Source organism: Actinokineospora sp. NPDC004072 (assembly GCF_053604195.1).
Genome location: NZ_JBSGHB010000025.1, coordinates 1 through 13,599, shown reverse-complemented (window position 1 = coordinate 13,599; position 13,599 = coordinate 1). Strand labels below are relative to the sequence as shown.

Genomic DNA, 13,599 nt, shown 5'->3' with positions numbered 1-13,599 from the left:
CGCAACAGTTTCGGGTATCCCCTGCTCAGGGCTAATTTCGCAGGTTCCTGGCGGTTGCGGCAGCCGAAACTCTTGGCCCTTGTGTTTCGGAGAGGTTTCGAGAAAACTCCCCTTCCAGATCCGCGAGGAGGAGCGATGGACGTTTTCGGGGAGGCGCAGCGATGACCGGACCGCGCTCGCGACGGCCCACGCTGGCCACCATCGCGCAGGCCGCCGGGGTGTCCCTGCCCACGGTGTCGAAGGTGCTCAACGGCAAGGACGACGTGGCCGCCGAGACGCGCGCCCGGGTGCGCAGGCTGCTGGAGGAGCACGCCTACGTCCCGGTCGGCGCGCGGCGGGCCGCCACCGACACGATCGTGGTCGACCTGGTGTTCACCGCGCTGGACAGCCCGTGGGCGGTGGAGATAATCCGCGGCGTGGTCGAGTCCGGTGTGGAGCCGGTGGTCTCGGCGATGTCCAGCAACCGCGACTGGGCGGCCAAGCTGGTCCGCTCCCGGCGCGCGGGCGCGCTGCTGGTCACCTCCGAGCTGACCAAGGCCGACCTGCGGCTGCTCGAACGCGCCCGGGTGCCGCTGGTGGTCGTCGACCCCGCCGACCTGCCCAGCCCGGACGTGCCCAGCGTCGGCGCGACGAACTGGGCGGGCGGGCTGGCCGCGACCGAGCACCTGCTGGAGCTGGGCCACCGGCGCGTGGCCGTCATCGGCGGCCCGTTCGGCTTCCTGTGCAGCAAGGCGCGCATCGACGGCTACCGCACCGCGCTGGAGCGCGCGGGCATCGCCGTGGACCCCGACCTGGTGCGCCACGGCGACTTCCACCACGAGAGCGGCTACCGGCACGCCCTGGAGCTGCTGGCCCTGCCCGCGCCGCCCACGGCGATCTTCGCCGGGAACGACGAGCAGGCGATGGGGGTGATCGAGGCCGCGCGCGGCCTCGGCCTCGACGTGCCCGGCGCGCTGAGCGTGGTCGGCTTCGACGACCTGCCGGTGGCCCGCTGGTCGGCGCCGCCGCTGACCACCGTGCGCCAGCCGCTGGCCGAGATGGGCAGGCTGGCCGGGCGCATGCTCGCCGACCTGATCGCGGGCACCCCGCCGCGCAGCCACCGCCTGGAGCTGGCCACGCCGCTCATCGTGCGCGCCACCACCGCGCCGCCCCAGCCCGCCTAGAACGACCGATCGACGCGGATGCAAGGCGCGGTCCACCCGACCGCGCCTGCATCCGCCCTGCCCGAGGAGTGCTGTGACCATCCCCGCCCGCACCAGCGGCGCCGCGTGGGCCGACCCGGCCCGTCCGGTCGACGAGCGCGTCGCGCTGCTCGTCGCCGAGCTGACGCTGGAGGAGAAGCTGGCCCAACTCGTGGGGGTGTGGGTCGGCGTGTCCGACACCGACCAGGAGGTCGCCCCCGCCCAGCACGAGTTCGCCGAGCCGCTGCCGCCGTGGGACGTGCTGACCCGGCCCGGCCTCGGCCAGCTCACCCGGGTCTTCGGCACCCGCCCGGTCGAGCCCGCGGTCGGGGCCAAGGTGCTCGCCGAGACGCAGCGGCGGCTGGTGGCCAACTCCCGCCACGGCATCCCGGCGATGGCCCACGAGGAGTGCCTGGCGGGCTTCACCGCGTGGCAGGCCACGGTCTGCCCGGTCCCGCTGGCCTGGGGCGCGGCCTTCGACCCGGCGGCCGTCGAGCGGATGGCCGCGCTCATCGGCGCGACCATGCGCGAGGTCGGCGTGCACCAGGGCCTGGCCCCGGTGCTCGACGTCGCCCGCGACCCGCGGTGGGGGCGCACCGAGGAGACCATCGGCGAGGACCCCTACCTGGTCGGCTCGATCGGCGCGGCCTACACCCGCGGGCTGGAGTCGGCCGGGATCGTCGCCACGCTCAAGCACTTCGCCGGGTACTCGGCCTCGCGCGGCGGGCGCAACCACGCGCCGGTCTCGGTGGGCGCGCGCGAGTTCCGCGACGTGCTGCTGCCGCCGTTCGAGATGGCGCTGCGGCTGGGCGGGGCCCGGTCGGTGATGAACTCCTACGCGGCCGTGGACGGGGTGCCGCCCGCCGCCGACCCGGGCTTGCTGACCGCGCTGCTGCGCGAGGAGTGGGGCTTCACCGGGGTGGTCGTCGCCGACTACTTCGCGGTGTCGTTCCTGGAGACCATGCACGGGGTGGCCGACTCGCCGGGCGCGGCGGCCGGGCTGGCGCTGGCCGCGGGGATCGACGTCGAGCTGCCCAGCGTGCGCTGCTACGGCGAGCCGCTGGCCGAGCTGGTGCGCTCCGGCGCGGTCGCCGAGGAGCTGGTCGACCGGGCGCTGACCCGGGTGCTGCGGCAGAAGTGCGAGCTGGGCCTGCTCGACGCGGACTGGGAGCCCGCGTCGGCCGACGCCGTGGACCTGGCCCCGCCCGCGCTGGCCGCGGTGGCCCGCGAGCTGGCCGAGAAGTCCGTCGTGCTGCTCGACGGCAACGGCACGCTGCCGCTGGCCGCGCCCGCCAGCCTCGCCGTGGTCGGACCGTGCGCCGACGAGGTGCTCTCGCTGTTCGGCTGCTACGCCTTCCCCAACCACGTCGGCACCCAGCACCCGGACGTCCCGCTGGGGGTGGACGCGCCGACGGTGCTGGCGGCCCTGCGCGCGGAGTTCCCCGCGGCCCAGGTGCGTCACGAGCCCGGCTGCGCCGTCGACGGCGACGACCGCTCGGGCATCCCCGCCGCGGTCGAGCTGGCGGCGTCGGCGGAGGTGTGCGTCGCCGTGCTGGGCGATGTGTCCGGCCTGTTCGGCCGGGGCACCTCCGGCGAGGGCTGCGACGCCGCCGACCTGGCGCTGCCCGGCTGCCAGGGCGAGCTGCTGGAGCAGGTGCTGGCCACCGGCACCCCGGTGGTGCTGGTCGTGCTCTCCGGCAGGCCCTACGCGCTGGACGTGGCCGGGCGGGCGGCCGTCGTCCAGGCGTTCTTCCCGGGCGAGGCGGGCGGGGCCGCGGTCGCGGGCGTGCTGTCGGGGCGGATCAACCCGTCCGGGCGGCTGCCCATCCAGGTGCCGCGGCACCCCGGCGGCCAGCCCCACGGCTACCTGCACACCCGGCTCGACGCGCCCAGCGGCATCACCGCCGCCGACACCACCCCGGCCTACGCCTTCGGCCACGGCCTGTCCTACACGACCTTCGAGTACGCCGACCTGGCCGTCGACGCGACCGAGGTGCCCACCGACGGTGCGTTCACCGTCTCGTGGACGGTGCGCAACACCGGGGAGCGCGCGGGCACGGAGGTCGCCCAGCTCTACCTCAGCGACCCGGTCGCCTCGGTCGCCCGCCCGGTCCGCTGGCTGACGGGCTTCACCCGCGTCCCACTCGCCCCGGGCGAGGCGAAGCGCGTCACCATGCACGTGCACGCCGACCGAACCGCATTCGCGGGCGTGGGCGGCGGGCTGATCGTCGAGCCGGGGGAGCTGGGCGTGCACGTAGGCGCCTCCAGCACCGACCTCCGCCTGACCGCCACACTCCACCTCACGGGCCCCACCCGCCCCGTCGGCCACGACCGGGTCCTGACGACGGAGGTCGAGGTCACCCCCGCGGTTTGAGCCGTCCCGCATCGTCCGCATAGTGGTGGTCTCGGCCATTGTGGACAACATCCAGATCGCCGGGGAACGCCCTGGCCGGTCAGGGGCGGCGGTACTCGGCGATGTAGTGCCAGCGTGGTGGTGGGGCGTCGTCGCGTGGGGGTTCTTCGGTTAGGGAGAGCAGGGTGAGGCCGTGGGTGGTGAAGGCGGCCAGTTCCGCGGCGGTCAGGGCCAGGGCGATGCGGTCGGGTTCGTCGTCTGGGCGGGCGCGGAAGCCGACGACCAGCAGTCGTCCGCCCGGGGCGACGAAGCCCGCGATCGCGGCGATGGCCCGCTCGCGGTCGGCCCCGCGCAGGACCTGGATGGTGTAGGCCTCGAAGACCACGTCGAACGCGCCCGTCCACTCCGCGCGCGGGTCCAGCACGTCTGCGGCGTGGAAGTCGATCTCCGGGTAGGTCTCGCGGGCGGTGGCGATGGCGGTGGGGGACAGGTCGAAGGCGGTGACGCGGTAGCCGCGCGCGGCCAGGTGCGCGGCGTCGTGGCCGTAGCCGCAGCCGACCACCAGCGCCCGCCCGCCCGACCACTCCCGCAACCGCGGGTTGGGCTCGGTGCGGTGCCACGGCACCGCGGGGCCGCCGCCGTCGGCCTCCTCGTACAGCCGCTCGAACCAGTGCCGGTCGCCCGCGGCGTTGGCGGCGACGGCCATGCGGGTGGCGCGTTCGTGGTCTGGGTCGCGATAGGTCACACGCGACATGATGGGCCGGCGGCGAAACCTACTCACCAGTGCGTAGGCATTCGATGAGAACCTAGTCACAAGCTGCGCGCTACCGGGTGGTAGTTGTCCAACCTTGCACGGGTGGCAGTCATCGCATTGCGCCGGACCACGGGCGCCGCAGGAGCGCAACTGGTCGGGGTCGGGTCGTACCGGCCCGATCGCGCCGTGGACAGCGCGGGCATCGCCAGCCGCTTCGGCCGGACCGGGGAGTGGGTGCGCGAGCGCACCGGCATCGTGTCCCGCCGCGTGGCGGGCGAATCGGAGTCGGCGGCGGCCATGGCCGCCGCCGCAGGCCGCCGGGCGTTGGACCACAGTGGACTGAGCCCGGCTGACGTCGACCTCGTGATCGTGGCGACGTGCAGCGCCGAGGCGCCGATCCCCGGCCTGGCCGCCGGGGTCGCCGCCGCGGTGGGGGCCGGGCACGCGGCCGGGTTCGACCTCAACGCCGCCTGCGCCGGGTTCTGCTACGCCCTCGGCGTAGCCGCGGACTCGATCCGGGCGGGCTCGGCAGGCACCGTGCTGGTCGTGGGCACCGAGCGGATGACCGCCTGGGTGGACCCGGCCGACCTGGGGACCAGCATCATCTTCGGCGACGGTGCGGGCGCGGCGGTGGTGACCGCGGCCGACGAGCCGGGCATCGGCCCGGTGGTGTGGGGCAGCGACGGCTCGGCAGCCGACCTCATCCACATCCCCGCGGGCGGCCTGATGCACATGGCGGGCCAGTCGGTCTTCCGCTGGGCCACCACCGAGATCCACCCGATCGCCCTGCAGGCGTGCGAGCGCGCGGGCGTGCGGCCCGCCGACCTGGCCGCGATCGTGCCGCACCAGGCCAACCTGCGGATCATCACCGCGCTGGCGGCCAAGATCGGCGCGCCGGGCGCGGCCGTGGCCACCGACGTGGTGGACGCGGGCAACACCTCCGCGGCCAGCATCCCGATGGCCATCGACCGCCTGCTGGCCGACGGCGCGGCCGCACCGGGCGGGCTGGCCCTGCTGGTCGGCTTCGGCGCGGGCCTGACCTACGCCGCCCAGGTCGTCCGGCTGCCGGTGCGGGTGCCCGCGGACGCGCAGGTGCTGGCCGCCCGCTGACCGGTCACGCCCCGCGGTGGCGGCGGATGTGGTCGCGGTACCAGTGGTAGGAGTCCTTGGGCGTGCGCTGCTGGGTCTCGTAGTCGACGTGCACCAGGCCGAACCGCTCGGTGTAGCCCGCAGCCCACTCGAAGTTGTCCGTCGCCGACCAGACGAAGTAGCCGCGCACGTCCACTCCGGCCTCGATCGCCGCGGACAGCTCGGCCAGGTGCGCGGCGTGGTAGTCGATCCGGGCCTGGTCGGGCACCCGCCCGTCCACCGGGTCCGGGTCGTGCACCGAGCAGCCGCTCTCGGTGATGTAGATCGGCGGCAGGTCCGCGCCGTAGCGCTCGGCGAACATAGTCACCGTCTCGCGCAGGCCGGACGGGACGATCGGCCAGCCGAAGTCGGTCTTGGGGGCGTCGATGGGACGGGGCTCGAACGGCAGGCCCGGGGGCAGCAGCGCGCCCTCCACCGCGACCGGCTCGCCGCTGGGCGCGCCGACCAGCGACGGCTGGTAGTAGTTGATCCCGTAGAAGTCCAGCGGCTCGGCGATGGTCTTCAGGTCCGCGGCGACCGGGCCGGGCATGGCCGCGGCCAGCTCGGGCGCCGGGTACGCCCCGCGCAGGACCGGGTCGGCGAACAGCCAGTTCACCAGCGTGCGGTAGGTGTCGGCGGCGTCGACGTCGGCCGGGTCGTCGGAGGCGGGCCACACCGGGCCGTGGTTGTTGGCGATGCCGATGCCCGTGCAGCCCGCCGCGCGCAGCGCCTGCACGGCCAGGCCGTGGCCGAGCAGCTGGTGGTGGACCGTGGGCAGCGCCGCCAGGCCCAGGCTGTGGCCGGGGGCGTGGCTGCCCAGGGCGTAGCCGAACATCGTCACCACGACCGGCTCGTTGAGCGGCATCCACAGGCGCACCCGGTCGCCGAGCCGCTCGGCCACGACGGCGGCGTACTCGGCGAGGCGGAAGGCGGTGTCGCGGCTGCGCCAGCCGCCCGCGTCCTCCAGCTCCTGGGGCAGGTCCCAGTGGAACAGCGTCACCGCGGGCGCGATGCCCGCGGCCACCAGCTCGTCCACCAGCCGGTCGTAGAAGTCCAGACCCGCGGGGTTCACCTCGCCGTGGGGGAGCACCCGCGGCCACGACACGGAGAACCGGTAGGCGTCGACGCCCAGGTCGCGCAGCAGGGCGACGTCCTCGCGGTAGCGGTGGTAGTGGTCGCAGGCCACCGCGCCGGTCTCGCCGTTGCGGACCGCGCCCGGCCGGGCGGTGAAGGCGTCCCACACCGACGGCGCGCGCCCGTCCTCGGCCACCGCGCCCTCGACCTGGTAGGCGGCCGACGCCGCGCCCCACAGGAAGCCTTCGGGAAACATGCCACCACTCCTCATCGGACCGAACGGATGCGGAACACGAGCACGGCGCCGAGCAGCCCGACGAGCGCGGCGACCGCGTACAGCACCGGGTACCCACCGTAGGTGCGCACGATCGGCGCGGCGATCACCGGGGCGAGCACCTGCGGCAGCGTGTTGGCGATGTTGACCAGGCCGAGGTCCTTGCCCCGGTCGGCCGCGGCGGGCAGCACCTGGGTGACCAGCGCGAAGTCGACCGCGGTGTAGGCGCCGAACCCGACGCCGAGCACCAGGGCGGCGGTCACCGCGCCCGGCCAGGTCGGCCAGGCGGCCAGCAGCACCGAGGCCGCGGCCATCACCGCGCCCGAGCCCGCCACGAACACCCGCCGCGACCCCGCCCGGTCCGACCACAGCCCGGCGACGACCACCGTGGCCAGCAGCGCCAGGGCGTAGAGCACGGTCAGCACCAGCACGCCGCCCTCGGGGTCCTCGATGCCCACGGCGTCGTCCAGGAAGTACAGCAGGTAGAGCAGGGCGATGGCGTTGCCCAGGTTCATCAGGAACCGGGTCAGCCAGGCCCACCCGAAGTCCGGGTGCCGCCGCGGGTTGATCATGAAGCCGCGCAGCAGCGGCCCGCGCGGGCGCTCGACCGCGGGCGCGTCCCTGACCAGGGTGAACGGCAGCGCGCCGACCACCACGACGGCCGCGCAGACCAGGTACCCGCCCGCGATGGTCCCGCCCGCCACGGCCAGCCCCGTCCCGGCCATGATGCCGACGGTCTGGGCCAGGCCGAACCAGCCGCCGACCACCCCGCGCCGCTCCTGCGGCACCTGGTCGGGGATCGCGGCGCTCAGCGCGGCCAGCGGGGCGTTCAGCGCGACCTGCACCAGGCACCAGCCCAGGACCATGCCCGCCGCCGAGGTCGCCAGCGACAGCACGACCAGCCCGGCCGCCCCGGCCACCGAGCCGCCGAGCACCCACGGCGCCCGCCTGCCCCACCGGCCGGTCGTGCGGTCCGACAGCGCGCCCCACAGCGGGTTGGCGACCATCGAGCAGATCGCGCCCAGCGCCGCGACGGTGGCCAGCAGCGCCTCCTTGCCGAACGGGTCGATGAGGTCGGCCTGCTTGGCCAGCAGGATCTGCAGCGGCCCGTACCAGCCGACGAAGGTCGCGGTCGTGGTCAGGACGAGCGCGGCCGTCCACCGCGCGGACACCCCGGCCCCGACCGTGCGCACACCCACCGCGACCCCCAGACATGAAGGAAGTTCGCGTCAGCATACGAACTCGACGGGTCCGCCGATAGCCCCTCAGCCCGCGAACTCCCGCGGCCGCTCGGCCATGCCCAGCAGCCACTCCACCGCCTGCTCGCAGCGCTCGGCGGCGTGCCCGTCGCCGAGCGTGGCCGGGGTGCGCGCGCCGGTCAGCACCAGCTTCTCGGCGATGCGGGCGATGACCGCCCGGTCCAGCCCCGCGGTCCACGGCTCGCCGTGGTGCTCGGGCTCGGTCCAGCTCCCGCGGGCGCCGCTGAGCAGCAGCGTCGGCACGCCGAGCGCGGCGGCCTGCTCCACCAGCGGCCCCGGGTCGCAGACCGCGGCCGAGGCGACCGAGAGCAGGCCGACGAGGTCCGGCGGGGGCAGCGCGTCGGTCACCACGATCCGGACCAGGCGGCCGAGCGCGGCCTCGGCCAGCGTCCGCAGCGCGCTGTCGCGCGGCGCGGGCAGCACCACCTCCAGGTCGGGGGTGGCCAGGACCAGGTCCGACACCGCGGGCAGCACCCGGGACAGGCCGCGCTCGCCGTGGCGCAGCGGATCGAGGGCGACCAGGGCGACCCGGCAGTCCCCGCGGCGCGCGGCGTCTTCGAGGTCGGCGAACGACGAGCGGCTGCGGCGGGCCAGCGCGAGCCGGGCGGCGTCGACCGCGGTGCTGCCGACGGTCACGACCGTCCGCCCGGCATGGGCCTCGGCGGCCAGGTTCGCGCTCGCCTCCGGCGTCGAGGTCAGGTGCAGGGAGGCGACCTGGGCGATGAGCCTGCGGTGGCCCTCCTCGGGGAAGGGCGCGGTGAGGTCGTGCGAGCGCACCCCGGCGTCGAGGTGGACCACGGGGATGCGCCGCCAGAACGCCGCCAGCGCCGCTCCGAACGCGACGGCCGAGTCCCCGGCCACCACCACCGCGTCCGCGTCGCTGTCGGCGAGCACACGGTCCACAGCGGACATGAGCGCGGGCGCGCTGTGCAGGTTCTGCTCCGCCAGCGGCACCACCGCATCGGGCGCGGCGCCGAGGGCGGAGACGGTGTCGGCCGCGGCCGGGCCGCAGGCGGTCAGCAGCACGCGCACGCGACCGTGCGCGCGCAGGCGCAGCGCCAGGGGGGACAGCCGGACCGCGGCGGCCGCGTCGGTGGCCACCAGGCACACCAGCGGTTCCGCGCGCGCCAGCGCGGGGAGGGGGACCAAAGTGCACGGTGCCACGGCGCCCCCTTTCCACTGGCCACCGACGGTACCTCCGGTGCGCGCACCCCGCAGCCGACACGCCGCCTCAGGGCACGCGCCTGCCCGAGCGCAGCCGCGTCGCGTAGACCGCGGCCTCGGTGCGCCGGTCGAAGCCCAGCTTGTGCAGCAGCGTGGACACGTAGTTCTTGACCGTCTTCTCGGCCAGGTAGAGCTGCATGGCGATCTGCCGGTTGGTCATGCCCTCGGCGATGAGGTCGAGGATCTTGCGCTCCTGCGGGCTCAGCGTGGCGTACCTCGGGTCCTCGACCCGACCTGCGCGCAGCCGGTCCAGGACGGTCGCGGTGACGCCCGCGTCCAGCAGCGAGCCCCCGCCCGCCAGCGTCCGCACCGCCGATACCAAGTCGTTACCGCTGACCTGCTTGAGCATGTACCCCGCCGCGCCCGCCATGATCGCCCCGAACAGGGCCTCGTCGTCGGAGAACGAGGTCAGCATCAGGCAGGCGGGCGGCGGGCTGACCGCCGAGCGCAGGTCCCGGCACACCGAGACGCCCTCGCCGTCGGGCAGCCGCACGTCCAGGATGGCCACCGCAGGCCGTAGCGCGGGCACCCTGGCCAGCGCCTGGGCCGCCGTGGCCGCCTCCCCGACGACGTCGATGTCGGGCTCGGCCTCCAGCAGCTGCCGCAGGCCGCGCCGGACCACCTCGTGGTCGTCGAGCACGAACACCGAGATCGCCATCAGTTCTCCCGTCCGCGCAAGGGGACCTGCCAGTCGATGCGTGTGCCGCGCCCGCCCGGGCTGTCGACCAGGCAGCGCCCGCCCCAGCGGTCGGCCCGCCGGGCGATGTTGGTCAGCCCGCCGCGGTGCCCGACCTCGGCGGGCAGGCCCGCGCCGTCGTCGCGCACGCCCAGCACCAGCCGGGTCGCGGTGCGGTCGACGACGACGCTGACCACCACCTGGCTGGCCAGCGCGTGGCGCACCACATTGGACAGGGTCTCGCGCAGGGTTGCGATGAGGTCGAGCTGGATCTCCGGCGGCACCACCGAGTCCAGCGGGCCGTCCAGGCTGACGCTGGGCTCGAAGCCGAGGGTGACGGTGGCCTCGGAGATCGCCCGCAGGATCTCCCCGCGCAGGCTGTAGGGGCCGTTGGCGGGCTGCTGCAGGGAGAAGATGCTGCGCCGGATGTCGCGGATGGTGGTGTCGATCTCGCCGACGAACCCGGCCAGCGCGTCCGCGACCGGCGCGCCCGGCCCGGTGCGGCCCAGGCCCTGCAGGCCGAGGCCGATCGCGAACAGCCGCTGGATGACCAGGTCGTGCAGGTCGCGCGCGATGCGGTCGCGCTCCTCGTAGAGCGCCAGCCGCTGGCGGTCCTGCTGGGCCTCGGCGAACTCCACGGCCAGCGCGGCGTGCCCGGCGTAGCTGGCGATCATGGCGATGTCGTCGGCGTCGAAGGGGGCGGCGCCGTGCCCCTTGGCGACGATGAGCACGCCGATGGGCTGCTGCCCCAGCGGGATGAAGGCCGCGGGGCCGAGCACGCCGATGCCCGCGCCCAGCGTGCGGAAGGTGCGCGCCGACCGGCGCAGCGTCGCCTCGGCGACGGCCTCGAAGGCGCGCGGGCGGCCGGTGCTGTAGACGTCGCCGGAGATGCTGTCGGTCATGCCCAGCCGCGCGCCGGTCAGCTCCTCGGCCAGTATCCCGTCGACGGTGTGCATGACCAGCGTCTCGGGGCCGTCGGGGACCATGACGATGGCCAGCACCGCGCCCGGGATCTCCCGGGCCCGGCGGGCCAGCAGGCCGAACCCCTCCGCGGCGGGCGGGCCGGTGCGCAGCACCGCGGTGACCTCGTTGGTGGCGCGCAGCCACTCCTCGCGGCGGTGCCCGCGCTCGTAGCGGTGGGCGTTGGCCAGCGCCGCCCCGACGGCCTCGGCCAGCACGGCCAGCGTGTCAGCGTCGGCGTCGGTGAAGGCGGGCTCCTCGGCCGTGCGCACCACGCGCAGCGCGCCCACCGCGGTCCCCGCGAGGGTGATCGGCTCGGTGAGCCCCGCGAGCCCGGGCAGGGCGGGGCCCGCGGCGGCCCGGTCGGCGACCTCGCCGTCGCGCCCGAGCACGGTCAGCTCGGCGCGGGTGGCGTGGGTCAGCTCCAGCGCCGCGGTGACGGCCTGGTCGAGGACGGTGCCCGCGGACAGCTCGCGCCCGATGGCCAGCACCGCGGACAGCAGGGGATCGCTCGCTCGGCGGGCCCGGACGGCGACCGCCCCCGGCCCGCTCGCGTCACGCACGTCGGTGTCCAGCTCGGCCTCCACTCGACCATCGCGCCCGCCTGCCGGGGTGCACCTGTTGATGGGATCGTTCGCAATGCCACGATTGATACACCCCCGAGCCATTTCCGTCCCCAATCGGACGAATTCGTCACTCCGCATGGTTGACGATTTCCCGGTTGCGCGGCGGTGGTGTGATCGCCCGACCGCGGCCACCGTGCGTCAGACGAGGGTGACTGCGCGTGCCGATCGTTCGCCCGGACGGGGAATCCGCCTGCCCCGGTCGAGGTCTTCCGCCTCTACCCCCAGGATGTGCGCGCGCTCTGCCCGCACGGTTTCAATTCGTGCCCGAAATCAACGGAAAAGCGCAGTCCACCGCCCAGGACCCCCGCGTAGAACGATCTGCGCCCCGGGGGAGACATCGATTCGCCAGAATGAGCGATCGGTTGCGGAGATCGTGTGCAGGAGTGCCGCGCGCATCACCGCCGGATGGGTTATGGCCGCCACCCGCCGCGCGAGAGGCGGCTGGGCCAACCAGGTGGCGACCCGCGCGACGACATCGGCCACCGACTCCCCACCGGGCGCCCGCACCGCGGGATCGGCCACCCACCGCCCCACCTCCGCCGCGTCGACCTGCGCCAGCTCCCGCCCCCGCCACGCCCCGGCGTCCAGATCCCGGAGTGCGGCCACGGGTTCGGCCGCCAATCCCAGGCAGCGCGCGGTGTCGGCGCACCGCACCTCCGGCCCCCGCACCGCCAGATCGACCCGCGGCGCGGCCACCGCCACCGGCCGCTCGACCGGCTCGTCATCGGGGAAGGCCGCGACCCGCGTCGCCGCGGTCGGCAGGTGGGCGATGAGAACGAGCGTCGCCGTGGGGAACTGCCGCGTTGACACCACGACCACCGCTCCCATACGTTTCTAGATCGACCCTGATGGTACGAGGAAGCCGGTGCGATTCCGGCACGGCCGCGCCACTGTGTTGGTCCGCTCGCGGGCCCCAGTCAGACCCCCTGCCATCTTCCCCCTGACACCGGGCCGCGGGCTGCCCGGACGGAGGTCCTCATGACGCACGCCGTCGCCACCCCATCGCCGCTGCGCATCCCGATCCGCGAAATCCTGCCCTACGCCGTGTTCGTCGGCGTCCTGTCGCTGCTGGTGATGTACTTCGTCAGCACCGAGCAGGGCGCGATCGCCCTCTTCGACGGAACCACCGTCCACGAGCTGGTCCACGACGCGCGGCACCTGCTGGGCTTCCCGTGCCACTGACCCGGCCGCGCCCCCTGACCGTCCGCTCGCTGCTCGTCTGGGGCCTGCTGGCAGGCCTGGTCGGCGGCATCCTCGCCTTCGCCTTCGCCACCGCCTTCGGCGAACCCCCGGTGGAACAGGCCATCGCCCTGGAGGAACCCACCCCCCACACCCACGGCGAGCCCAATTCCAACGGCCAAACCCACTCCCACGGCGAGGAGCCGGTCTCCCGCCCCTTCCAAGCCACCGCGGGCCTGGCCATCGGCACCATCGCCTTCGGCCTAGCCCTAGGCGGCCTGTTCGCCATCACCTACGCCTTCACCCACGGCCGCCTAGGCACCCTCACCCCCAGGGCAACCGCCCTCTCCCTGGCCGCCCTCGGCTTCCTCACCGTCACCCTGGTCCCGTTCCTCACCTACCCACCCAACCCCCCAGCGGTGGGCCAGGGCTCCACCATCGAGGAACGAACCACCCTGTACTTCACCATGATCGCCATATCCACGATCGCGGCGATCCTCGCAACAACCTTCGCGGCCAAACGCAACTCCTGGCCCACCACCCTCCTAGCCGCAACCACCTACGCAGCCCTGATCACCACGATCGCCAAACTCCTCCCCACCTACAACGAGATCCCCCCAACCTTCCCCGCAGACCTCCTCTGGGACTTCCGCATAGCCTCCCTAGGCACCAGCACAGTCCTCTGGTCCGCCATCGCAGTCACCTTCGCCACCCTGCTCCACCGAGCAACAGCAACAGCAACAGCAACCCACACCCCCTAAGCAACCCACCCACCCACCACCCAACCGCAACGCGCCCACCCGCCCAACCGCAACGCGCCCCACCAAGCCTGTCCGATGGGGTGGACTCGCATTCGCGGGGAGCGAAACGCCGCTAAACTCGCGAGGGCGTGAACGGGCTCCGCCCGCCTT

At 74.5% G+C, this 13,599-nt stretch carries 12 protein-coding genes; 5 read left to right on the top strand and 7 right to left on the bottom strand.

The genetic code is table 11. The features are described from left to right. Positions 1-161 precede the first annotated feature (161 nt). Together ACWEPX_RS29310 and ACWEPX_RS29305 are read left to right on the top strand one after the other, a co-directional pair. A complete protein-coding gene (locus ACWEPX_RS29310; protein ID WP_451900490.1) occupies positions 162-1,163 on the top strand; it encodes a LacI family DNA-binding transcriptional regulator in 1,002 nt (333 codons plus the stop codon). 73 nt (positions 1,164-1,236) lie between these two features. Then, complete coding sequence (locus ACWEPX_RS29305; protein ID WP_451900489.1) at positions 1,237-3,555, top strand: beta-xylosidase/alpha-l-arabinosidase; 2,319 nt, start codon at positions 1,237-1,239, stop codon at positions 3,553-3,555. A gap of 79 nt (positions 3,556-3,634) precedes the next feature. Here the strand turns inward: ACWEPX_RS29305 and ACWEPX_RS29300 are convergent, their stop codons facing one another. Further along, positions 3,635-4,279 (bottom strand): class I SAM-dependent methyltransferase, encoded by a 645-nt coding sequence (locus tag ACWEPX_RS29300; RefSeq protein ID WP_451900488.1) that lies wholly within the window; start codon positions 4,277-4,279, stop codon positions 3,635-3,637. Between the two features lie 111 nt (positions 4,280-4,390). Between ACWEPX_RS29300 and ACWEPX_RS29295 the strand changes: the two genes are divergently transcribed. Further along, positions 4,391-5,398, top strand: a complete 1,008-nt coding sequence (locus tag ACWEPX_RS29295; RefSeq protein ID WP_451900487.1) for a beta-ketoacyl-ACP synthase 3 — start codon at positions 4,391-4,393, stop codon at positions 5,396-5,398. A 4-nt stretch (positions 5,399-5,402) separates the two neighbouring features. Here ACWEPX_RS29295 and ACWEPX_RS29290 read toward each other — a convergent pair whose 3' ends face one another. The 6 genes from ACWEPX_RS29290 to ACWEPX_RS29265 all read right to left on the bottom strand — a co-directional run bounded on the left by ACWEPX_RS29290 (position 5,403) and on the right by ACWEPX_RS29265 (position 12,319). Next, positions 5,403-6,746: a GH1 family beta-glucosidase gene (locus ACWEPX_RS29290; RefSeq protein WP_451900486.1), complete on the bottom strand. Its 1,344-nt coding sequence runs from the start codon at positions 6,744-6,746 to the stop codon at positions 5,403-5,405. An 11-nt stretch (positions 6,747-6,757) separates the two neighbouring features. Beyond that, complete coding sequence (locus ACWEPX_RS29285; protein WP_451900485.1) at positions 6,758-7,963, bottom strand: MFS transporter; 1,206 nt, start codon at positions 7,961-7,963, stop codon at positions 6,758-6,760. Between the two features lie 66 nt (positions 7,964-8,029). Next, complete coding sequence (locus ACWEPX_RS29280; RefSeq protein WP_451900484.1) at positions 8,030-9,187, bottom strand: UDP-N-acetylglucosamine 2-epimerase; 1,158 nt, start codon at positions 9,185-9,187, stop codon at positions 8,030-8,032. Positions 9,188-9,254: 67 nt separating this feature from the next. Then, on the bottom strand, positions 9,255-9,905 hold the full coding sequence (locus ACWEPX_RS29275; RefSeq protein WP_451900483.1) for a response regulator: 651 nt from the start codon (positions 9,903-9,905) through the stop codon (positions 9,255-9,257). Continuing rightward, positions 9,905-11,470 (bottom strand): GAF domain-containing sensor histidine kinase, encoded by a 1,566-nt coding sequence (locus ACWEPX_RS29270; protein ID WP_451900482.1) that lies wholly within the window; start codon positions 11,468-11,470, stop codon positions 9,905-9,907. The genes ACWEPX_RS29275 and ACWEPX_RS29270 overlap by 1 nt, the downstream gene beginning before the upstream one ends. Positions 11,471-11,779: 309 nt before the next feature. Next, positions 11,780-12,319, bottom strand: a complete 540-nt coding sequence (locus tag ACWEPX_RS29265) for a histidine phosphatase family protein (protein ID WP_451900481.1) — start codon at positions 12,317-12,319, stop codon at positions 11,780-11,782. Positions 12,320-12,487: 168 nt separating this feature from the next. On the opposite strand from ACWEPX_RS29265, the gene ACWEPX_RS29260 reads away from it, so the two are divergent. Together ACWEPX_RS29260 and ACWEPX_RS29255 are read left to right on the top strand one after the other, a co-directional pair. Next, positions 12,488-12,691: a CbtB domain-containing protein gene (locus ACWEPX_RS29260; RefSeq protein ID WP_451900480.1), complete on the top strand. Its 204-nt coding sequence runs from the start codon at positions 12,488-12,490 to the stop codon at positions 12,689-12,691. After that, positions 12,682-13,449, top strand: coding sequence for a CbtA family protein (locus ACWEPX_RS29255; protein ID WP_451900479.1), 768 nt, complete (start codon positions 12,682-12,684; stop codon positions 13,447-13,449). Before ACWEPX_RS29260 ends, ACWEPX_RS29255 begins: the two co-directional genes overlap by 10 nt. Positions 13,450-13,599: the final 150 nt, after the last annotated feature.

What these genes read in the sequence shown, in the direction of transcription:
- ACWEPX_RS29275 (WP_451900483.1), bottom strand. Translation starts at nt 9,905, where the DNA reads ATGGCGATCTCGGTGTTCGTGCTCGACGACCACGAGGTGGTCCGGCGC.
- ACWEPX_RS29290 (WP_451900486.1), bottom strand. Translation starts at nt 6,746, where the DNA reads ATGTTTCCCGAAGGCTTCCTGTGGGGCGCGGCGTCGGCCGCCTACCAG.
- ACWEPX_RS29310 (WP_451900490.1), top strand. Translation starts at nt 162, where the DNA reads ATGACCGGACCGCGCTCGCGACGGCCCACGCTGGCCACCATCGCGCAG.
- ACWEPX_RS29260 (WP_451900480.1), top strand. Translation starts at nt 12,488, where the DNA reads ATGACGCACGCCGTCGCCACCCCATCGCCGCTGCGCATCCCGATCCGC.